22 protein-coding genes are annotated in these 21,173 nt (G+C 60.1%); 10 read left to right on the forward strand and 12 right to left on the reverse strand.

From position 1 onward, the window contains the following. Positions 1 to 15: 15 nt before the first annotated feature. Positions 16 to 1,050: a hypothetical protein gene (locus PQR53_RS03200; RefSeq protein WP_408451102.1), complete on the forward strand. Its 1,035-nt coding sequence runs from the start codon at positions 16 to 18 to the stop codon at positions 1,048 to 1,050. 111 nt (positions 1,051 to 1,161) lie between these two features. On the opposite strand, the gene PQR53_RS03205 is transcribed toward PQR53_RS03200, so the two are convergent. After that, a complete protein-coding gene (locus PQR53_RS03205; protein WP_408451103.1) occupies positions 1,162 to 1,716 on the reverse strand; it encodes an NADPH-dependent FMN reductase in 555 nt (184 codons plus the stop codon). 296 nt (positions 1,717 to 2,012) lie between these two features. On the opposite strand from PQR53_RS03205, the gene PQR53_RS03210 reads away from it, so the two are divergent. Further along, entirely contained in the window at positions 2,013 to 2,219 is a 207-nt protein-coding gene (locus tag PQR53_RS03210) for a hypothetical protein (protein ID WP_408451104.1), read from the forward strand. A gap of 127 nt (positions 2,220 to 2,346) precedes the next feature. On the opposite strand, the gene PQR53_RS03215 is transcribed toward PQR53_RS03210, so the two are convergent. From PQR53_RS03215 to PQR53_RS03225, 3 genes are all read right to left on the reverse strand, one after another. Further along, positions 2,347 to 2,619 (reverse strand): DUF6723 family protein, encoded by a 273-nt coding sequence (locus tag PQR53_RS03215; protein WP_408451105.1) that lies wholly within the window; start codon positions 2,617 to 2,619, stop codon positions 2,347 to 2,349. An 11-nt stretch (positions 2,620 to 2,630) separates the two neighbouring features. Next, complete coding sequence (locus tag PQR53_RS03220; RefSeq protein WP_179739894.1) at positions 2,631 to 2,915, reverse strand: hypothetical protein; 285 nt, start codon at positions 2,913 to 2,915, stop codon at positions 2,631 to 2,633. Positions 2,916 to 3,455: 540 nt separating this feature from the next. After that, positions 3,456 to 3,587, reverse strand: a complete 132-nt coding sequence (locus PQR53_RS03225; protein ID WP_408451106.1) for a hypothetical protein — start codon at positions 3,585 to 3,587, stop codon at positions 3,456 to 3,458. A 459-nt stretch (positions 3,588 to 4,046) separates the two neighbouring features. Here PQR53_RS03225 and PQR53_RS03230 point away from each other — a divergent pair, with 459 nt between their 5' ends. Continuing rightward, positions 4,047 to 4,655, forward strand: coding sequence for an RNA polymerase factor sigma-70 (locus PQR53_RS03230; RefSeq protein WP_408451171.1), 609 nt, complete (start codon positions 4,047 to 4,049; stop codon positions 4,653 to 4,655). Then, positions 4,636 to 4,845, forward strand: a complete 210-nt coding sequence (locus PQR53_RS03235) for a zf-HC2 domain-containing protein (protein WP_408451107.1) — start codon at positions 4,636 to 4,638, stop codon at positions 4,843 to 4,845. Before PQR53_RS03230 ends, PQR53_RS03235 begins: the two co-directional genes overlap by 20 nt. A gap of 94 nt (positions 4,846 to 4,939) precedes the next feature. Here the strand turns inward: PQR53_RS03235 and PQR53_RS03240 are convergent, their stop codons facing one another. Both PQR53_RS03240 and PQR53_RS03245 read right to left on the reverse strand, forming a co-directional pair. Continuing rightward, on the reverse strand, positions 4,940 to 5,230 hold the full coding sequence (locus PQR53_RS03240) for a DUF1272 domain-containing protein (protein ID WP_408451108.1): 291 nt from the start codon (positions 5,228 to 5,230) through the stop codon (positions 4,940 to 4,942). Positions 5,231 to 5,367: 137 nt separating this feature from the next. Then, positions 5,368 to 6,744, reverse strand: a complete 1,377-nt coding sequence (locus PQR53_RS03245) for a GntT/GntP/DsdX family permease (protein ID WP_408451109.1) — start codon at positions 6,742 to 6,744, stop codon at positions 5,368 to 5,370. Between the two features lie 228 nt (positions 6,745 to 6,972). On the opposite strand from PQR53_RS03245, the gene PQR53_RS03250 reads away from it, so the two are divergent. Next, entirely contained in the window at positions 6,973 to 7,956 is a 984-nt protein-coding gene (locus PQR53_RS03250; RefSeq protein ID WP_408451110.1) for a sulfonate ABC transporter substrate-binding protein, read from the forward strand. Between the two features lie 35 nt (positions 7,957 to 7,991). On the opposite strand, the gene arsC is transcribed toward PQR53_RS03250, so the two are convergent. Then, positions 7,992 to 8,351 carry an arsenate reductase (glutaredoxin) gene (gene arsC, locus PQR53_RS03255; RefSeq protein ID WP_408451111.1) on the reverse strand — a complete coding sequence of 120 codons (360 nt, stop codon included), beginning with the start codon at positions 8,349 to 8,351 and terminating at the stop codon, positions 7,992 to 7,994. 959 nt (positions 8,352 to 9,310) lie between these two features. On the opposite strand from arsC, the gene parA reads away from it, so the two are divergent. Beyond that, entirely contained in the window at positions 9,311 to 9,973 is a 663-nt protein-coding gene (gene parA / locus PQR53_RS03260; protein ID WP_054034704.1) for a ParA family partition ATPase, read from the forward strand. A gap of 24 nt (positions 9,974 to 9,997) precedes the next feature. After that, positions 9,998 to 11,053 (forward strand): ParB/RepB/Spo0J family partition protein, encoded by a 1,056-nt coding sequence (locus PQR53_RS03265; protein WP_408451112.1) that lies wholly within the window; start codon positions 9,998 to 10,000, stop codon positions 11,051 to 11,053. A 66-nt stretch (positions 11,054 to 11,119) separates the two neighbouring features. Here the strand turns inward: PQR53_RS03265 and PQR53_RS03270 are convergent, their stop codons facing one another. After that, a complete protein-coding gene (locus PQR53_RS03270; protein WP_323045013.1) occupies positions 11,120 to 12,469 on the reverse strand; it encodes a replication initiation protein in 1,350 nt (449 codons plus the stop codon). Between the two features lie 1,904 nt (positions 12,470 to 14,373). Here PQR53_RS03270 and PQR53_RS03275 point away from each other — a divergent pair. After that, a complete protein-coding gene (locus PQR53_RS03275; RefSeq protein WP_408451113.1) occupies positions 14,374 to 15,579 on the forward strand; it encodes a DNA-binding protein in 1,206 nt (401 codons plus the stop codon). A 92-nt stretch (positions 15,580 to 15,671) separates the two neighbouring features. Here PQR53_RS03275 and PQR53_RS03280 read toward each other — a convergent pair whose 3' ends face one another. The 3 genes from PQR53_RS03280 to PQR53_RS03290 form a co-directional block, all read right to left on the reverse strand. Beyond that, on the reverse strand, positions 15,672 to 16,733 hold the full coding sequence (locus PQR53_RS03280) for a tyrosine-type recombinase/integrase (RefSeq protein ID WP_408451114.1): 1,062 nt from the start codon (positions 16,731 to 16,733) through the stop codon (positions 15,672 to 15,674). A gap of 63 nt (positions 16,734 to 16,796) precedes the next feature. Beyond that, on the reverse strand, positions 16,797 to 17,195 hold the full coding sequence (locus PQR53_RS03285) for a DUF2471 family protein (RefSeq protein WP_408451115.1): 399 nt from the start codon (positions 17,193 to 17,195) through the stop codon (positions 16,797 to 16,799). Positions 17,196 to 17,310: 115 nt separating this feature from the next. Continuing rightward, positions 17,311 to 17,937: a helix-turn-helix domain-containing protein gene (locus PQR53_RS03290; RefSeq protein WP_408451116.1), complete on the reverse strand. Its 627-nt coding sequence runs from the start codon at positions 17,935 to 17,937 to the stop codon at positions 17,311 to 17,313. Positions 17,938 to 18,105: 168 nt separating this feature from the next. Between PQR53_RS03290 and PQR53_RS03295 the strand changes: the two genes are divergently transcribed. Both PQR53_RS03295 and tdh read left to right on the forward strand, forming a co-directional pair. Beyond that, complete coding sequence (locus tag PQR53_RS03295; protein WP_408451117.1) at positions 18,106 to 19,305, forward strand: glycine C-acetyltransferase; 1,200 nt, start codon at positions 18,106 to 18,108, stop codon at positions 19,303 to 19,305. 14 nt (positions 19,306 to 19,319) lie between these two features. After that, complete coding sequence (tdh, locus tag PQR53_RS03300; RefSeq protein WP_028195988.1) at positions 19,320 to 20,351, forward strand: L-threonine 3-dehydrogenase; 1,032 nt, start codon at positions 19,320 to 19,322, stop codon at positions 20,349 to 20,351. 80 nt (positions 20,352 to 20,431) lie between these two features. Here the strand turns inward: tdh and PQR53_RS03305 are convergent, their stop codons facing one another. Beyond that, the gene (locus PQR53_RS03305) at positions 20,432 to 21,082 is read right to left on the reverse strand and encodes a YceI family protein (RefSeq protein WP_408451118.1); all 651 of its coding nucleotides are present in this window, start codon (positions 21,080 to 21,082) and stop codon (positions 20,432 to 20,434) included. Positions 21,083 to 21,173: the final 91 nt, after the last annotated feature.

The following is a 21,173-nucleotide window of genomic DNA, read 5'->3' on the forward strand; positions in this document are numbered from 1 at the left end:
CGTCGGGAGACAGCCATGCGACACACTGTGATTGGTTTATTCGACACCTATTCCCACGCGGAAGCCGCGCGCGACACGCTTGTACAGACCGGTTTTGCACGCGAAACGATCGAGTTGCAGGCGAATCCGGAACCCTCCGTCGGCTCCGCAACCGATGAGGTTGCCGGTTCCGGCGTGCTCGCCAATATCGAACGCTTTCTCTCGAGCCTGTTTTCGACCGGCTCCCGAGCCCCGGAAACGGCACGCTACGCGGAAGCCGTGCGCCTGGGCGCGGTGCTGGTGTGCGTCAGCGCGGCCAGCGAGTCGCACGCGGAACTTGCTCGCAACACCTTGACGAGGCTGGGCGCGACCGACATCGGCGAGCGCTCGTCCGATTGGGACACGCAGCCGGAAGCGAGTCGCGATCATTCGATCCTCGACGAACTCGGCATCGGCGCAGTGACGCCCGGTACGCCGCATACCTCGAGCGCGGCGGCAGCGGGCGTTGCCATGCCTGGTGCAAGGACGCCCGCTTCGACGGCCCGGCCCGCAACCCCGGCCGAGCCACTTTATCCGGCGCCGCTCATGGGCACCGACGCCGAGCCGTTTGTCCCGCCGCCGCTGGCTGAGCGGCCGGTGCGCGACCCAGTCAACGAGCCAGTCATCGACCCGCTGGTCGGCGACGCGGGACGCAGCGCGATCGCTGCCGGTTCGATGCCTGGTTCGGGCGCGATCTTGCAGCCGTCGGAAGTCGTTTCCGAAGCGGGGCAGCCGACCGCGGGCTTAGGCGGTCAGATGCCGAACGAGTATCTGGAATACGAAGAGGATTTCCGCGCCCATTACGACGAGCAATATTCGACCGAGAACGCGCGCTATGAAGATTACGTGCCGGCGTATCGCTACGGCGCCGAGATTGCTCAAGATGAGCGTTATCGCGACAGGCCATGGGACGACGTCGAGCCGGAAGCCCGGCGTCATTGGGAAACCACCTCGCCGGACAGCACGTGGGAGCGCTTCAAGCTCGCCGTACGTCACGGCTGGGAACGGGTAACCGGGCATCACCACGTCTAGGCCGACGCGGTGCCAGCGCCGACGGTGCCGTGAGTTAGCGGCAATATCGGCGCTTCAATGTTGGCTTGGCGCTTAAGGGACTTGGAGATTCAGGCTTTCGCGAAGCCGCCGTCAGGCCGCGGCATTCAGTTTCACCCACGCGACGTAGCGGTCGACGAACGTCTGCAGGAACTTACGGATGCCGTCATTCACGATCTCGCCTTTCTCGTTGATCACCGCAGGGTCGTGCTTGATGAACACTTCAGGCTGGCCGAGCGTGGGGACGTCGAGGTAGGCCAGCACATTGCGCAGATGCTGCTGAGCGAGCGCCGTGCCGGTGGCGCCGACCGAGGTGCCGATCACCGCGCCGGGCTTCCTGGCCCACGAATTGGTGCCCCACGGGCGCGAAGCCCAGTCGATCGCGTTCTTCAGGACACCCGGCATCGAGCGGTTGTATTCGGGTGTGACGAATAGCAGGCCGTCGGCGGCTTCGATGCGCTGTTTCAGTTGTCTGGCGACTTCGGGATAGTCGGCGTCATAGTCCTGACAGTAGAGCGGCAACGCACCGATATCGATGAATTCGAACGTGAAGTCCGCGGGGGCGAGTGAAATCACAGCTTGCGCCAACTGGCGATTAAACGACTCGCGGCGCAGGCTGCCGACAACCACTGCGATGTGATGGGCCATGATTCGTTTCCTTGAGATGAGGCGCTTGACGCGCGGAAGGGTACGAACTGTCCATCATAGGCAAAAGCTGCTCGCGATGGCGGCGGCGGGTAGAAAAACGCCATCCGCGGGCGGTGCATGACCCGTGGCTCCTGTCGCTGCCAGTGGATAACCCGATCGCGCCCAAAGTTATCCACAGATTCACTGAATAACCTTGTGGATAACTGGTACTTTTGCCTTGTCAATCAAGCATGCTTCCGGCTTAGGACGTTTTGAGGCAAACGGGCGTTTTTTCACCTACTTCACGGAGTATCGCAATGACTCAGAACTATGCAGGGAAGTCGCACGACGAAGCCGTGGCCGCACGAAAGAAGCAAAAGCAGCGGTCGCAGGAGCAAGCTGGCGGCGAAATGGCTGTCGACGGCACCGAAGCGGACGCGGTCCATAGCAGCGGCGAGCTATCCGAACGGGGCAAGGCAGTGTGGCGCCAGGGAAATGGCATCGACGGCGGCGGGAAAATCTGATCGCCCGTAGCGGCTGGCGTTGATGCCGGGCCGTGTGATTCGCGGCGGCGCAGCAATTTCACGTGACGCCACGGCTGGGTGGCGGGGGAGCCGCGTGTTCGTCGACTACACGTCACACGCGTCTTTCTTATGCCTCCGGGACGGCGATGTCCCCGTCCACCAGCTGCCAGCCATATGTTTCGGCGAACAGCTGAGCAGCATCGGCATTCTCAAAAAACGGCATGTCCGCGTGGCCCTGAAAGGGGTAAATCACGCGTTCGTCGCTCAAACGGGTCACTTTCAGTGTGGGCACCGTTCCGCTGGATGTGCGGCGCGACGACACCGCGACCTGATAGTTCGCGCGGCCGGTGAGCGGCGGGGAATGCGCGCCCAGCGAGCGCCTGGAAACATGGCTTGCCATCGGTGCTCGCATCAGAGTCCGGCGATCGACTCGCCGGCAACCATGCCGTCGATCACCCGCTCCGCGTAACTGGCTGAGGCAATTCGCGCGTCGCCTGCCGCGCCGAATGGCGAACGGCTCGGCACGCGGAACACGCGGCTGCTGGTCAAGGTGTCGTCGGTGCCGCGCCGGCAGATTCGCACTGCGGCGTCGAAGCCGGAGTCGTAGTGGCGGGCGCCATCGGGAGAACGCGGCTGGTGCGGATATACCAGCGGGTAAATCTCAAGGCCCCGGTAGCTTCTGATCGTATTGCTCATGGTGGTCGTCTCCGGTGAAGGATCTCGCTTGAAGCGTCGCTGTGGGTACGGCTTGACGCCGGCGAGTCGCGGCGTGCCAGCGAAAAACAAGGTGTAGGTCGACGATGTGCGTAGACAGCGGCCGCCTCTGGCCGGCCGCGCCGATGACATCGCAAAGCAAGAGTAGAAGGAAAGGACCCCGTTCGATTCAGGGCGCTGTGATGAGAGGCTGATGCCTGAGAAGCTGCGTAAGACGCGCAGGGGAACTGCAAGCTGTTGGCTCACTGTAACACGTTAGAAGAGTGAGCATTAGACGCATTTACGTGCCGGGCGCGGGTGTTGCTTCGGAGTGCCGCGTATTGCGTACCGCTTTCTATCTGATCCCGCTCGAACGCCGATGGAGCAGGCCTGCGGCCATGTTCCGCGGAGGTGTTGCACGCACGTCGAACGGTTTGGAGCAAATGCAAAAAGGGCGCCTTGATTGGCGCCCCTTTGGACTTCGAGAACATTCTCGTCAACAAACTGGAGCCGGGCATATAACCCGGCAAGTCACTCCGACGATCAGTTGCCGAAGAACACGTTGCAATATGATGCCGGGCCGTTGCATTGCGCCGGTGCAGCAGCCTGGGCTACGCCCGAAGCTGCGGCAAACAGAGCGACGGAAGCGATCAGGGCGGAAAGAATGCGTTTCATGGTGCTACTCCTCTTTGGCGTTTGGTTCGCGATCTGGGTGATCAATGGAGTGAAGAATAGCGATCCAGCGCCCGCCTAAAAACACCGAAGACTAGAAGATATTTTTTCAAGTATTGAAATAATCGGGACATGCCGTTTTCGGTGAACCGCGACATGGTCGGCGGCATGCCTGGCGCTGCGCCTTTGTTCAAAATTCCCCGCCGCAGGCCTGATTTCATTTTTCGCAATAATGTTTTTTGCAGTTTGTGTGGTTGTCATAAAACCCGTTGCGGCACGACTAAGGTCGTCAGGTCATCCTTTGCTGGCGGCCACATGTTCAATACCGATTCGCTTGCGCAGGAACGTGCGGGAGAATGGCGCACACGCCCAGGAACCGCGCGAAGATACCCATTTGCTTATGAACTACAACGATTCAGGAGAAAACCTGCGACAACCCCGATCGCGGCGAGGGAGCCTGACATGGCGCAAGTAAGCGGGCCGGCGCTCGACGATCCCGTCTATCTGACGCAGCTGCGGCGCGACCTGTTGCGCTTTGCCCGTTTGCAACTGCGCGATGCCGCCGCCGCCGAAGACGCGGTCCAGGAGGCTTTGGCCGCTGCCTGGACACAAGCCGACCGGTTTGCCGCGCAATCGGAGCATAAGACGTGGGTGTTCGGCATCCTGCGGCACAAGCTCGTCGACACGTTGCGCGCCCGGCAGCGCACTGTGAACCTGTCGGCGCTCGAATCCGAAATCGACGGCGAAACGCTGCTCGATCGCGAACTCTTCAAGGACAACGGCCACTGGTCGCGCGAGACCAAGCCGCAACCTTGGCCGGCACCGGAAACCGCCTTGCGTCAGCAGCAATTCTGGACCTTGTTCGAGATGTGCCTGGAACATCTGCCCGAGCACATTGGGCGCGTGTTCATGATGCGCGAATTTCTCGATCTCGAAACCGAAGCGATCTGCGCCGAACTGCAAATGACCGCCAATCACTGCAGCGTGCTGATTTACCGCGCACGGCTGCGCTTGCGCACTTGCCTGAGCGAAAAGGGCCTGTCAAGAGAGGATGCGAATGGGGAAATGTAAGAACATCACGCGTCTGTTATCGGACGCGCTCGACCGCCCTTTGACGACCGGCGAATGGGTGGCGATCCGGCTGCATCTGCCGATTTGCAGCGGCTGCCGCAATTACCGCAAACAGATCCGCCTGTTGCGCGTGGCTGCGCACACGGTCAGCGGGATTGCGACGCCGGGAATGGACGACCGCGAGGAGTGAGACGGTATTGGGTTTGAGCGGTGCGTCGAATTTGCAGCCTCGCGGGCTATAAAACGGCGGCCGTATTGACCACCGCCTTCATCTAAGGGCTCGTTTAACGTTCGGCAGGCGGCGTGTTCCGGTAACGCTCGAAGAAACTTGCGTGCGATGGTTCATCGATGGAAACGGGATGCGGTTCGGTACGCGCCGGATGTTTGGCCAACTGCGCGCGTGTGCGGATTGGCCGATGCTGGAAGTTGCCGCCGCAGTTCGGACACACATTGCGCAGCATGCTGAGCGCACACACTTCACAGAACGTGCATTCGTACGTGCAGATCATCGCGTCGGACGCGTTCGGCGGCAGTGATTTGCCGCAACCTTCGCAGGACGGTCTCAGTTCAAGCATGATGGCTCCGCGTTGACAGGGGAGCGAGGGGCTGGATTGCACCCTCGGTATGCCGAAGCAGTGTAAGCGGGGAAGGCCATACGGAATGGACAGCGGAGCGTCAATTCCTGCCACCGCCTGCGATCCCTACGCCGGGCTCAGGTCAGCACGGTCCACAGCACGAATGTCAATGCAAGGCCGACGACAGAGACGATGGTCTGCAGCACCGACCAGACCAGAACCGTCTGCTTCAATTGCAGGCCGAAGTATTCGCGCACCATCCAGAAGCCCGCATCGTTCACGTGGCAGAAGAACACGGAACCGGCGCCGATAGCGAGCGCCATCAGCGAATTGTGCGTCGCGCTGAGACCCGCGACGACCGGCGCAACGATACCGGCGGTGGTGGTGGTCGCGACCGTCGCGGAACCGGTGGCCTGGCGCAACGCGACAGCGATCAGCCACGCCAGCAAAATCAAGGGCATGTGCGCACCCACGGCGATCTTGCCGATCGTCGTACTGATACCGGCCACCACGAGCGCCTGCTTGAGTCCACCGCCTGCGCCGATGGTCAGCAGCAGCGCGGCGATCGGCGGCAAGCTCTTGCGCAAAATGCCGCCGACCCGGTCACGCGCCATGCCGCGCGACCAGCCCAGCGCCACGACCGCGAACAGCACAGTGAGGCCGAGTGCGACCAACGGTTCACCCAGGAAATTGAGTGCGTTGAACAGGAAAGTCTCGGGTTGAAGCAGAAGCTTGGCAACCGTGCGGCCCAGCATCAACACGACCGGCAACAGGATCGTGCTGAGCGAGATCGCGAAACTCGGCGGCTCGCCAGTGCTCTGCGGCGCGGTGAAAAGCTTGCCCATTTCTTCGGGCTCGACCACGTGCATCCGTTTCGACAACCAGATGCCGTAGACCGGGCCCGCGAGAATGACCGCCGGAATCGCGACGATCAAACCGAGACCGAGCGTCAGGCCGAGATCGGCGTGCAGCGCGCTGACCGCGATCAGCGGACCCGGGTGCGGCGGCAACAGCGCATGCAGTGTGGTCATGCCGGCGAGCGCGGGAATCGCAATCCGCAAGATCGGCTGCTGCGAGCGGCGCGCCATCACGAAGATGATCGGCACCATCATCACCAGACCCACCTCGAAGAAGAGCGGCAACCCGACGATGATCGCCACCAGCGCCATCATCCACGGCAGCGTGCGTGGCGTGGAATGTTTGAGGATGGTCGAGACGAGCCGGTCGGCGGCGCCCGATTCGGCCATCAGCGCACCGAGCATCGCGCCGAGCGCGATGATGATGCCGACGTCGCCGAGTAACGCCCCGGCGCCTTTGCTGAACGCGCTGGCTACCGCTTCCAGCGGCAGACCGGCCGAAAATCCCGCCGCGAACGTGCCGACCAGAATCGACAGAAACGGCGCGAGCTTCAGAACGCTGATGAAAATGATGATCAGTGCGAGCCCGAGCGCGCACGACAAAATCAGTTGAGTGTCGTGGGATGACCACGGCGCGAGTGTTGTCGTCAGATGCACGATGTCCCTTTTTTCGATTGACGCAGCCGCGACTGCGCGCGGATGACGGATTGTAGCGGGACGCAGCGCCTTCACGCAGCCTGACATGCAGCGAGCGAGCGCTGCTATGTCCCGGGCACGTCGGCGTGATTTGCTTATGCAAATTTATCGGTTCGTCCAGGCTTGCAGACGAATTATTGTCGGAGCCAATCGGTCCGTTTCGCGTCCGTCTTTTTAACGAGCACTTTTATGTCCCATCATCCGCTGCTCAAGCGCCGCGCGTTTATCGCCGGCGTGGGCGCCACGCTGGCCGCTGCGGCCTTGCCCGTTGTCTCCACGTCTGTCTTCGCCGCGGACGCCCACGCGAAGGAATTTCGCATCGGCTATCAGAAAGCGGCCAACACGCTTGTGCTGCTGAAGGCGCACGGCACGCTTGAAAAGCGGCTCGCGCCGCTCGGCATCACGGTTAAATGGACTGAATTTCCCGCCGGGCCGCAGTTGCTCGAAGGATTGAATGTCGGCGCGATCGACTTCGGCTATGTCGGCGAGGCGCCACCGGTGTTCGCCCAGGCTGCCGGCGCGAACTTCGTCTACACCGCTTATGAAATTCCGACGCCGCATGCCGAAGGCATCCTCGTCCATCAGGATGCGCCGATCAAAACGCTGGCCGATCTGAAGGGCAAGAAAATCGCTTTTAACAAAGGATCGGATGTTCACTGGTTCCTGGTCGCCGCGTTGCAGAAGAATGGCGTGAAGTACAGCGACATCCAGCCCGTTTTTCTGGCGCCCGCCGATGCGCGCGCGGCCTTCGAACGCGGCGCGATCGATGCATGGGCGATCTGGGATCCGTTCCTCGAGGCGGCAAAACGCCAGTCGAATGCCCGCTTGCTTGCCGACGCCGAAGGTATCGTGAGTCACCATCAGTTCTTCCTGAGCGCACGGCCGTTTGCGCAGCAGAACGGTGACGTGCTCGCGATCACGATGGATGAGGTGGGTAAAGAGGGAGCATGGGTCCGCGGCCACTACAGCGAAGCAGCCGCTCAGCTCGCGCCGATTCAAGGGCTCGACGCAGGCGTAATCGAAGCGGGTTTGCGGCACTACGCGCACATCTACAAACCCGTCGACGCGAATGTACTTGCGGAGCAACAACGTATTGCTGACACGTTTAGCGAACTTCGCATCATCCCGACGAGGATTGTGACGAAGGACGCTGCGTTGCCTGAGAAGGCTTAAGGCATTCAGGCACTGGAGCCGCGATGTTTCGACGCTTAAGCGAATAGCGCTTCGACATTTTCCGGCGGGCGGCCAATGACGGCTCGCCCGTTTCGCACGACGATCGGACGTTGCAGGAGAACGGGATGCTTTACCAATGCTTCGTATAACTGAGCGTCGCTCAGCGTGGTGTCCGACAGTTCGAGTACTTTGTATTCGGCCTCGGTGTCTCGCATCATCTCGCGGACTGTGCAGCCTAGCTGGGCGTTGAGTTGCTTTAACTGCGCGACGGTGAGCGGCTGCTTCAGGTATTCGACGATTTCCGTCGCTTCGTTTGCAGTGTTGTAGGTGCTAGCGATCAGGTCGCAAGCGGCTCGCGATTTGGAACAACGGGGGTTGTGGTAGATCGTGATCATGGTTGTTGGAAGGCGTTGGTTGGGTGGATTGCAGGACGAGGTTTGGCCGGGATTTTAACGGGTGCTGGGCGTTCGGTGGGCGCATGGACTGGGCGTGGCGGGGCCGGGCGGTCCGATTTCGTTTGGTGTTGGGAAGGGGCATTGGCTCTCGGAAACGGGGGCGTCCGGTTTATGCGCATAAAGCGGCTGCGGGTCGATGGGGTCGCCTCGCTTAGGACGGGGCGCGTCACGCTGCGGAACGGCCTCGACCCATACTGTGTGGTTGTGTGGTTTGCCGCTGGACACATAAGCGTTTTGCTTCGGGCGCCTTCGCCTTCGCCTTCGCAAGTCCCGGAGCCGTGCTCCGTGCCGTGCCGTGCCGTGCCGTGCCGTGCCGTGCCGTGCCGTGCCGTGCCGTGCCGTGCCGTGCCGTGCCGTGCCGTGCCGTGCCGTGCCGTGCCGTGCCGTGCCGTGCCGCCGGGATCATGTAACGCCGTCTGCTGAAGTCAAATCCGGCGGCCGAGACGACTCGCTCTGAGACTACGGCTTGATGGGTTTATGCGCATAAAGGCAAACGCCCACGAAAGCCTCGTGAGCGCAAGCGCGATCGGAAGACGCAGGTCACGCCAAACGGTCTAGCCACGCAAAAGCGGAGCGCGTGACACTCCGAGAGAAGCGCCAAGTCCAAAATGACGCCCCCGCTATTCCGAGCGCTTAGCGTCGCTTCACCTTCGTTTGAGTGACCACCTCAATCGTTTCCGATATTCCCCATCGGGCCCAAGATCTTGCGGCCACAGCCAAAATCTGTCACCGCTCATAGCTGCATCGCAGCCACTACGCCGGACCTCCCCACCGCCCACACCCTTTATGCGCATAAACCTAACCCGAATGGCTAATTTTTCTCGCGTTTACACAAAAACGATTGAAATGCGAATTCATCCAGGTAAAATCCATTTGCGTCTAAAAAGAGGAGGTGAAGTTTGGCAGCAGAAATCATCGCGGTAACTCAGCAGAAGGGTGGGGTCGGGAAGAGCACAATCGCGATGCACCTCGGCGCTGCATTCCATGAGAAAGGCAAGCGCGTCCTTGTCGTAGACGCAGATGGTCAAAATACGCTAGTCCACTGGGCCAGCGCATCTTCAGACGGCGAAACCGGTATCCCCTTTCCGGTCGTCAATCTCTCCGAAGCCGGCAGCCAGATCCATCGCGAGATCAAGAAGTTCGTGGCGGACTACGACATCATCGTCGTCGACTGCCCCCCTTCCATCACCGAGAAAGTATCCGGCGTCGTCTTGCTCGCGGCGAGCGTCGCGATTATGCCGACCTCGTCGTCACCCGCCGATTACTGGTCGAGCGTCGGACTAGTGAAGCTCGTTCAGCAAGCTCAAGTGATGAACGAGGACCTGCGCGCAGTCTTTCTGCTGAATAAGACCGAAGAGAAACGGATGCTGACGCGCGAACTGAAGCGCGCGTTGGAAGAGCTCGGTTTCCCACTGCTCAAAACCCAGATCCCGACGCGCGAAGCCTATAAGCAGGCAATGGCGTTAGGGCAGACAGTGCTTCAGATGAACGATCGCGGCGCCAAGCTCGCCGCCATCGAAGTACGGGCGTGCGCCAACGAGATCGCCGCCCTGCTCCCCTGAATTTATGCGCATAAAGGACCCTGAATGAAACCCTCCCAATTCGCCAAAGGCTTTCAAGCACGTCCTGATACGACCAGCAGCGAAAAGCGAACCGCCCTCGATCGTTTGAATGCGATTGATGGTTTGGTCAAGAATGGCACTCCGACTGGCGATGCACCGGGCCGCACCCTCCAGCCGGTCATGTCGCCCGACATCGCGGAAGTCGAAACCGCTGATAACGCCAATGAGTCGGCGGCTTACCGTATGTGGCGGATCGAGCACGCATACCGGCCGGGCCAAGTTATCGAGCTCGCGCTCAAGACGATCAAGCCGAGCCCGTTCAATCCACGCCATTTCTATCTGAAGTCATCGATTGCCGAGCTTGCCGTCAATCTCGCGAAGCAGGGACAGCAGCAAGCGATTCACGTCATCCCCGATTACGACAATCCTGGCACCTACTTCGTCAGCGACGGCGGCCGGCGTGTGCGAGCGCTGAAAGAAGCGAACAAGGAATCGGTGAAGGCGATTGTCATCGATCTGCCGATCGGCATCCAAAGCTATAAGCTCGGTTACGACCTCAACGTCCAGCGCGACTCGCAGACGGTGTTCGATAACGCAGTCGTCTGGAAACGCTTTCTCGACGATCGACATTTCCAGAGCCAGAAGGAGCTTGCCGAACATCTCGGGCTAGACGAGTCGACCGTCGCGGTCGCCTTGTCGATTGCGAAGCTTCCCGAAGCGGTGATGCATGAGATGGTCGCAAGGCCCGACCGCTTTGGCTCGAACATGGCGTATCAGGTAGGCCGTTATCACACCGCCCGCGGCGCTGACGCGACGCTGCGCCTGATCAACAAGATTCTCTCGGACGACCTGAGCACGCGACAGGTCGCGGACATCGTGAAGGGCAGGGCAAGCGCCCAGGAAAGCACCAAGTCGGCGGGACGGCAGCGCTATGCGCAACGTTTGGAAATCAAGCTTGGCGGTGTCGCAGTCGGCGATCTCAAATCGTATGGAGACGATCGAATCGAACTGCGCCTGAAGGGCCTCACGCGCGAAAAACGTGACGACATTCTTCGGCAGATTGAAAAGATGCTGAAGTAACAGAGGGAAGTATCAGGCAGAAAAGAGTCGGCGGCGCACGAGAGTGGCCGCCGTTTTTCTTGGCGATTATGCCGCGCGCGATTGGCTCAGCGTGAAGGCGAGCAAGTCGCCATCTGTGGGTTCGCCCCATGTTTTGCGAGCCAGCCAATCGAAGAACGCCGTTTCAACGATCTTCGAATCCAGCCCACGGCGGCGCCAATCATCTCGCATGTGAGTGCCGAGATCCGGCAGCTGATCTTCCTCAAACGACTTCCGCGCGATCTCCCGTTCAGACTCACCTTGCTCGTCGTAGAGCTCGCGCGCTTCCTTGCGGCGATACGCCGAATACTCGCCGAGCAGACGCGCTTTCAGATCGTCTGCCGGCGCGGCCACGGCGGCCTTGCCACCGCTGCCGGACGGCAGCGCTTCGACCGGCGGCGCATAGCCTTTCTTCAACGCATCCTTGAATAGCGCGGGCGCACTGCGCACGGCCGGCAACGACGTGCTGCGCATGCGTTGCTCGGTCATCTGCAGCGCTGCGCGAATCCGATTTTCTTCACTATCGGCGTACAGCGTTTGCGCTTCCTTCAGCGGAATACCGATCTTCACCATCCGGTCAACCAGCGTGCTGTCGAACACGTTCGGGTGTTCGTCGAGTGCAAGCATGGGCTGTTTGCGCTCGGTCACGCGGAACTGGATCTCGGCCACACGCCGCCCTTCCCGGTGCTCAATCAACTCGACGAAGATGTTGGTGACAGCATTCACCTCGGCGATGGCCGGGCGCAGATAATCGCGTTTGAAGTACTTGTACTCGCGTTTCGCCTCGTCGCCCGCTTCCGTATCCGGCGTGCCGGAGAGGATAGGACGCCACCATTCCCACGTTTCCCGCATCGTAAGATGGCTCGGATTGGTCAGATAGCGAACGCAAATCTCGTAAAGCGCAAGACCCGCGCTACTACGCAACTGGCTTTGGAACTGCAAACTCAGGCGTGCATACTGGACCGGATCGAGCAGCTTCTTCTTGATCTTCGGCGCAAACGAGAACTCCACCCAGACGCGGCGCGTAGTCGGGTCTTCGAGAATTTCCGCGTCGGCAATCAGCGTCGAAATACCCCACTTGCGGCCTGGCTTCTGACTGGATGTACCGGTACTCCATTCGACCTGCACCGACACCATGCGCCGCAGATGCTCCTTGACGAGCGCCGTGTCGTTCGAATCGAACGCCGAATTGGCGACGATGTCCGACAGCAAGGCCCGATAAGTGTCGCCGGACTCGTCCGCTTGCTGAGCAACCGCGAGCAGCACGTTGAATAGCTTGCGGGTGAGGAGCGTGATCTTGCCGCTCTTGGGCTGGATGGCAATCGCCTCGACGGCCTTGCGCAATTCGGCTGAACTCGGGCTGACTACATCGGTCTTCTTCGCGCGCTTCGTGGCCATGCGTCTGGTCGAGGAGGGATTTGGCGAGAGCATACCGGCTGTGGTGATACACGTCTATAGCGCGAGTCTCACCGTTCCCGGTGAAGTGAGTTTACGACGCGCGACTCACCTCGAGCAGCTCCCGAAAAACCTCACCTCATCTGTTTCACGCCAGGTTCGGGGCGTCCTTGCAGGTCGCGGCCTCCCGAAATACGCACCGTTTTCCGACTAGCAGTGAACGCACGCCAAGCGATCCCGAATCTTCTCACCTCAAAAAATTCTCGTTGATTTTGGACGCGCGCACGTTGCAAGCCGGTGCACCCGCACTAGTCGGTCGTGTGAACGTCAGCGGTGTGAACGCGCCTTGGCCCATTTCAATGGATAGGGAAGGGGAAGAGGGCTGCGCACCCGTCAGTGGCGGCCCCGTGGGCCTCCGCTACGCGGGTAAGCGCGGCAATCGCTGCGCGTGCCGTCTCAAGCAAAGGGCGCTGAACGCGGCAAACAGATACCTCATTCTCGCAAGAGTGATTCGAACGCGACGCACTCCCCCCGAAAAAGCTCACCTTAACGTTAGCCGAGCGCTTGGAACGACGCGGCCTCCAGACCTGGAAGTCTAAAAACGCACCGATAAACGCTCCCGAAAAACCTCACCAATGAGCCTTGAGGAAGTTTGCGAAGGCTTCAAAACGGTCCCCGAAAAACCTCACCTTTGCGCAGCGCACGAAAATACTTCAACGATTTCATTGGGTTACAGCAGTGCCTCGAGTCGAGCTGTGGAGTATATCTCCCGTAAATTCTCACCTTTAACGGGTTTTCCGTGAAATCCGGCATTTTCGGGCCCAACTCGATGAGCCCCGAAAAACCTCACCTTAAGATCTCAGCAAGCGCGAAACAGGAATTGCTCTGACAGCGTCCGTAGGGCTTTTCCGCCCTATCGAAGCGATTTTGGTCCTGTATTTCCTCACCTTAACGATCTCGAGGCTCCCAAAACACTCCCGAAAATCCTCACCTTTAGCCCAAAACAGGCAATTTGAGGAGCCGATGATCGCTCCGTCCCAGGTCTCCCGAATTCGCTCACCTTTCGTGGAAGGTGGTCCAGAAGTTCTGCAATGGGAGGAATGGAATCTCAGGCGAAATTCCAACCCGGCTCCCGCAAACACTCACCTTAAGCGTCTGTTTGCCCAGAAATGAGGCAAAAATGATGTCTCGTCCCCGAAAAGTCTCACCTTCGGTTCGCGTTTTCTCCCGTCTTGACTCACCAATGGGGTTTACGAGGCCCAAATAAGGCCAAAATCTGGGGTTCGCATGGGTCCCGAAAGCGCTCACCTTGCGGGCGGGCGGGCACTGAACCGATTTTTGAGAGCTGCCGTGCGATCCCGGACGTTCGGGTCCCGCAAAATCTCACCTCTAGCCAAACCACACTTTTGGGGCGGCTCCTGAACCCACTCACGTTCTGTCCCGGACCCGCTCACCGAGGCCCCCGAACCTCATCACTCGACAGTCCCGCAAGATCTCACCACCTCTCCCGCAAAGCTTCACCTTACCGGGCTGAAACGCCATCCAGGCAAGGGTTTGCCGTGGCGTTAACGTTTTTAACATGGGTTCAAAGGTGTTTACTTTTATTACTCTCTAGCATTTCCCCGCGTGTCCTTCGGACAAGAACTTTCCAACCACATCGTCCCTACGACACGTTCGTGAAACAGTGAGCGATCAGAACAAAACCTTCGAAATCTCTTTATTTACAACAGCTTATTGGCTAATCTTCGTTTTGTTTCACGGACAAAGCCCACAGGTTCGGATCTGGTGTGGTACTAGTAACCCTAAAACGGCCCAACTCGTCAAACCACACGCTCCTCACACAAATATGTATCGAACAATACGTAAATTGTTATGATTAATCCAATTCGAGCAACATCGAGGTCTACATGAATCTGGATCAGGAACGGCAAGCCATCCGTGATGAGCTTGAATCGCTGAGAGCCGGCGGAGCGCGGCGGCAGGAATTGTCATTGCATGCTTGCAAGCGGCTTTTCTTTGACTTGGGGATCCGTCCGTCCATGGCGGCTGTTCGCGATCTGACCCAGACAGGCAGCGCAAGCGACATACCGAAGGACATCGACCATTTCTGGGAACGCCTCAGAACGGTGTCGCGCGTCAAAGTAGGGGCCGGCGCGATACCTAAAGCACTGGAAGATCGCGCCGGAGAGTTATTGGGCGCACTCTTTGAAGACGCCGTCATGCATGCTCGCTCGACCCTGGATGACGAACGCGAGGAAATTCGCGCTCAAGTCGCCGCCGCCGAGCAACGCGCACGAGAAGCGGAAATTCGCCACAGCATGTCGGAAGAAGCGATCAGGCGCAGCGAACTGAAAGCTGAAGCCGCGTGGGAGCGCGTCCGCGCGCTCGAAACGGAGCTATCCAGCACCACCACACACGGGACCGCTCACCAGGAAGGCTTGCAGGCAACGGCACGCCGACTCGACAGCGAGAACGAGACGCTGCGTCAACGTCTTGACACCGAACAGGCAACCAATGCGGCGCTTCGCGACCGAATTGATGCACTTCATGTCGAATTGCGCCACAGCACAGAACATTACGCGCAACAGATCAAGGACGCCGTAGCCGAAGCCGAGCGGCGTGTGAAGCCGATGCTGGTCGAACTCGATTCGTTACGCAGCATGGCGGCCACCTATCAGTCGGGCGTGCGTGACGCAAGCCGGAAGGAATTCGAGTTTATCCAGCAGATCGCCGCCGCCAAGGCGCGCGGAGACCGGCTCGACGCGCAACTGCGCGAGCAATCGGACGAAGTGGACGTTTTGACGAAAGAAGTCGCCAGGCTGCGTGGCCAACAAGGCATCGACCCCGCGATCGCAAGCCTGCTGTGTTCGTTGGTCGAAGCGGGCAGGCTCACAACCGATGAACTGACCGTGATCGGCACCGCAGCGGATGGCCATGTCGCGTTGCCGCTGCGCTGCCCAAAATGTGAGGAAGGTGAGCCGGAGCTATCGCAAGTGGATCACCGCTTCGAACTGCAGTGCCCAGAATGTGATCACTCTTCAGGCCCCGGCGAATCAAGGCTGGAGGCGGTTAGCCGGTTTTTATCAAGTGGTTCGATTACCGCATCGGCATGATTGCCGACGCGGTGCAATAGTGGAGAAATCGCCAAAGGTGAGGAAATTCGGGACCTCAAAGGTGAGGACTTGCAGGGCTTACCGAATCACCCTTATCTCGTCAAACGCCCGTCCCGCCTAGGTGTGGGTAAGGGCGGTGCGGCTGGATCGGGTTCGTCGATGACGGGCGAATCCTGGTGATCCATCCAATTCTGCCACGCCCGATACAAACGGTTGGCCGACACTGCCTGTACAAATCCCAGCCATTGCCCGACCAGTTCTGCTTCTACCCCGCTCTCGAACAGATCGGCCGCAAAGGTGTTGCGCAGCGTTTGCGGACTGGCGCGTGAGGTACGCGAGGCGGCAATTCCCGCCGCATCGATCAACGCGTCGACGGCGCGCAGCATGGTGGCCTTGTGCATGGGGCGCCCGGACGGCGAAGCGGGAAACACCAGATTGCCGGCTAGCTCGGACAGGCGCCGTTCGGCGAGCCAGGCATCGAGAATGGCCGCCGCGAAGGGCGCGAGCCGGGTACGCCGCATCAGCATGGGATTCGCGGACTCGATCGTGACCCACGGTGAGCCGGCATTCACGCAACTAACCGTAAGCGTGGCAGCTTCGCCCGTCTTGAGTCCGCCGCCCAGAAACACGGCGATCAAAGCACGGTCGCGCCGCTCTCTCCAGCGTTGCGCCATGGACAAGACCGGCAACGGAGAAAACAGATGCGCAATGAGCGCGGCTCGTTCGGCATGGTTGAGAAAACCGGTCGGCTCGTTATCGCGTGCATTTCGCCATGCTGCTTCGCCATCCTGAGCAATGAAGCGGGCTGGATTGGTCGACGCTGATTCAATTTCGCGCACATGGTCAAGCACGCGTTCAATGAGCCGCAAATACCTGACGCGTTGCGGTTTTCGGATTGCAAGGCCGCCCGCGAATTCAGCGATGGTTTGCGTATCGACCGTGACCAGGCTCTTTTGACGAACGGCAAGCCAGTCGAGGAAAAGCCCCCACTGCGCTTGATAGACTTCAGCGGAAGAGCGCCTGAAATGCTGCTTGGCAAGCCACGCGTCGAATGCGATTTGCGGATCGCGACGCCAGTCTTCGCGTTCCTGATCGAAGAGATCGGTTGATGGGGCGGGACGCGGCACCGGGTCGGACAGATGAGGAGGTGACATACGCTATTCTTCCGTTAGTTGCGCCTATTGTAGGTGGCAACCGATGAAAGTACAGCGTCTAAGTCAGTCGCCCCACGCCCGCGCATGCTTTAGCGGAGCAGCTTTAGACGAAGGTCGTGCGGCGCGGCGTGCCGCCTCTTCATAGGCCGAGACGGCAAACGCGAACACCGCCGGCAGCGCGGTGGAGGTGCCGAAGTTCACCGCCTCGTCCGTTTCCGGATACGGCAGGTCGGACGGCCGCTGGAACAGCCCGAGCATGATCGCGTCGTGCCGGCTGGCAAACCCAAGATCCGCCAATGCTTCGGCTTCGATGGCATGTAGCAGCCGCCACGAGAGTGGCACCTGCTGGACGATGTAGCGTGCAGCGATATTGCGCACGATGTGTTCAAGATCGCGCGCCGCGGTTTGATAGCGCAGCGCGGCCAGAGCATGCTCGGCTTGTTCGGTGGTCAGGTCGTTCATCATCGGCTCCAGTCGATACCCTGTACTGTACAAATATACAGTGTCTCGCGCAACCTCGGCCGAACGGACAATTCAGCCCAAAACCGCCAACAGCCAGCAATGGTGCGCCTGCAACTCAGCCGTGAATCACCACCAGCAGCGCTTTCGCTTCGCCCTTGCCGGCGTTGCGGATGGCGTGCGGCTCGTCGGCGACGTAGCGCGCGGTGTCCGCGGCCTTGAGCCGCTTCGTCGTGCCGGCCGCCTCGATCTCGATTGATCCCTGCAACACGGTCAGATGCTCTCGCGTGCCGGGTTCGTGCGCGTTCGACACTAGCGCCCCGCCCGCTTGCAGCGTCAGCTCGTACCACTCGAATTTGCCGGCCAGCTCGATCGGCCCCCACACGCGCAGCTGATACTTCGCCTCGTGCCCACTCAAAGTCGGGATGTCGTGCGGACCGGAGACGGCAATCGCCTCCGGCGCCTTTTGTGGCGCGAACAGCGAATCGAGACTGACGCCAAGCGCGTTCGTCAAACGCCAGGCGACCGCGATCGTCGGATTAGCCTTGTCGCGTTCGATTTCCGAGAGCATGGATTTCGACACACCCGCCGCGCGCGACAGGTCGTCGAGCGTCATGCGCCGTTCGGCGCGCAGACGCTGAATCTGCTCGCCGACACGAGGCGGCGCAGCGGTCGCCGGGACCGTGCCGGTACCTGACGTGGGTGCCGCATTGGCTGCTGCGCGGCGGATTCCCGAACTTGCCATTTACTGACCTATCGTTTAGAGTTGTTCGACATACCGGATTTTAGTTCGGAAAAACGAAAATATCCGATAAAACTGACAGCCGACTATAACAGGCCGCCTCGACGTCGAACATGCCGCAAGCACCGGGCATGTCGCCTGTGGGCGCACCCCCTTTCAGGAGTCTGGTTCATGCGTGACCTTTACCTCGCCCATCTGCGCGGCACTCTCGAGCAGATCCGCGCCGACGGTTTCTACAAGAACGAGCGCGTGATCGCCAGCCCGCAGTCGGCTGACGTGCGTCTCGCGAACGGCACGGAAGTGCTCAATTTCTGTGCGAACAACTATCTCGGTCTTGCTAACGACGAACGGCTGATCGAGGCCGCGAAGCAAGGCCTGGATCACGACGGCTTCGGCATGGCGTCGGTGCGCTTCATTTGCGGCACGCAAACCGTGCACAAAGACCTCGAAAAAGCGCTCGCCGCATTCCTGCAAACTGACGACTGCATCCTTTACTCCAGTTGTTTCGATGCGAACGGCGGTCTGTTCGAAACCCTGCTCGACGAAAACGACGCCATCATCAGCGACGAACTGAACCACGCGAGCATCATCGACGGCGTGAGGCTTTCGAAGGCGAAGCGCTTTCGCTACAAGAACAACGATCTCGCCGATCTGGAAGCGAAACTGAAAGAAGCCGAGGCCGCGGGCGCGCGGTTCAAGCTGATCGCAACTGACGGCGTGTTCTCGATGGACGGCATCATTGCCAACCTCGCAGGCATTTGCGATCTCGCCGACCGCTATGGCGCGCTGGTGATGGTCGACGATTCGCACGCGGTCGGCTTTGTCGGTGAACACGGACGCGGCACGCCGGAACATTGCGGTGTGCTGTCGCGCGTTGACATCATCACGGGTACGCTTGGCAAAGCACTCGGCGGCGCATCGGGCGGCTACGTCGCCGCGCGCCAGGAAGTGGTCGATTTGCTGCGCCAGCGCTCGCGTCCTTATCTGTTCTCGAACACGCTGACGCCGAGCATCGCTGCCGCGTCGCTGAAAGTACTCGAACTGCTCGCAAGCGACGAAGGCGCGCAACTGCGCGCGCGCGTGCGCGAAAACGGCGCGCATTTCCGTAGCGCGATGAGCGCGCTCGGCTTCTCGCTCGTGCCTGGCGAACACCCGATCATTCCGGTCATGCTCGGCGACGCGCAACTCGCATCGAACATGGCTGACGCGTTGCTGAAAGAAGGCGTGTACGTGATCGGCTTCTCGTTTCCGGTTGTGCCAAAAGGCCGCGCGCGAATCCGCACGCAAATGAGCGCCGCGCACACGCCCGAACAAATCGACCGGGCCGTCGACGCATTCGCGCGTATCGGCCGTCAACTCGGTGTGATCTAAAACGAGAGGCGCACATGAAAGCATTGGCAAAACTCGAACGCGCACCGGGCCTCACGCTGACGGATGTGAAGAAGCCCGAAGTCGGGCACAACGACGTGATGATCCGCATCACGCGCACGGCGATTTGCGGCACCGATATCCACATCTGGAAATGGGACGACTGGGCGCAAAAAACGATTCCGGTGCCGATGCACGTCGGCCACGAATACGTTGGCGAAATCGTTGAAATGGGCCAGGAGGTGCGCGGCTTTGCGATTGGCGATCGCGTGTCGGGCGAAGGGCACATCACCTGCGGTTTTTGTCGCAACTGTCGTGCAGGGCGCCGGCATTTGTGCCGCAATACGGTGGGCGTCGGTGTGAATCGTGAAGGCGCGTTCGCCGAATACCTCGTGATTCCCGCGTTCAACGCGTTCAAGATTCCGCCTGAAATCTCCGACGATCTCGCCGCGATCTTCGATCCGTTCGGCAACGCCACGCATACCGCGCTGTCATTCAACCTGGTCGGCGAAGATGTGCTGATCACCGGTGCCGGGCCAATCGGCATCATGGCGGTGGCGATCGCGAAACACGTCGGCGCACGCAATGTGGTGATTACCGACGTCAACGACTATCGCCTCGAACTCGCGCGCAAGATGGGAGCGACGCGTGCCGTGAACGTCTCGCGTGAATCATTGCGCGACGTGATGGCCGATTTGCACATGGCTGAAGGTTTCGACGTCGGACTGGAAATGTCCGGTGTGCCAAGTGCCTTCACCAGCATGCTGGAAGCGATGAACCATGGCGGCAAGATTGCGCTGCTCGGCATTCCGCCCGCGCAGACCGCGATCGACTGGACCCAGGTCATTTTCAAAGGCCTCGAAATCAAGGGCATTTACGGCCGCGAGATGTTCGAGACCTGGTACAAGATGGTCGCGATGCTGCAGAGCGGTTTGGACTTGTCGCCGATCCTCACGCATCATTTCAAGGTCGACGATTATCAGGAAGCGTTTGCCACAATGCTCTCAGGCGAGAGCGGCAAGGTGATTCTCGACTGGACTGCTGCTTGAGTTGAATGAGTGAAAAAAGCGGCGCACTTGAGTGCCGCCGCTGAAAATGAAACGCCTTAAACACAACGCCCGCATCGTGCTCACGCGCCTGCGGGCGTTTTAACGAACTCGGCCTGGACGCGCACATGAATATCGTCGCCGACAGCCGGATACCACGTCGCCAAACCGAACTTCGCGCGGCTGAAATGACCGTCCGCGGAAAAACCGAGCGTGTCTTTTTTCGTGAGCGGATCGGGCGCGAAACCGTTGAACGTCACGTCGAGCGTGACAGGTTGCGTGACGCCGTGAATCGCCAGGTCGCCGGTCAACGTGCCACGCGACTCGCCGGTGCGCTCAAAGCGCGTGCTGGTGAAGCGCACCTCCGGATAGCGCTCCACGTCCAGCATGCTCGCGCTTTTCACCATCTTGTCGAGCAGCGGCACATTCGTGTCGATGCTTGCGGCGTCGATCGTGATCGTCGCGCTGCTCTTGTCCAGACCGCCTTCGTTCCAGTCGAGCTGGCCCTGCTTGCGGTCGAAACGCATGGTAAAGCGCGAATACTTGAAATGATCGATGTCGAAGGTGATGCTGCAATGGTCCCGATCGAGGTCGTAGCGCCCAACCGGCACGCGCGCTTCGTTCTGGCTGACTGTGTGCGTGAGTACTTGCACAGGCGTACAGGCCATTACCGTCAACAGCGTTGCGCTGAGCAGTGTGCGTACCAACGTTGCGCGGAAGGTAGAGCGATTCATGAGATTCGTTCCATTTGATGAATCGCCACCACGATAGCAGTAAGCATACCAATCCGCCGGCGCGCACAAAAACTTGACGAAGGAGAATGAT

Origin of the sequence: Paraburkholderia fungorum, from assembly GCF_046027605.1 — a bacterium.
GTDB lineage: Bacteria > Pseudomonadota > Gammaproteobacteria > Burkholderiales > Burkholderiaceae > Paraburkholderia > Paraburkholderia fungorum_F.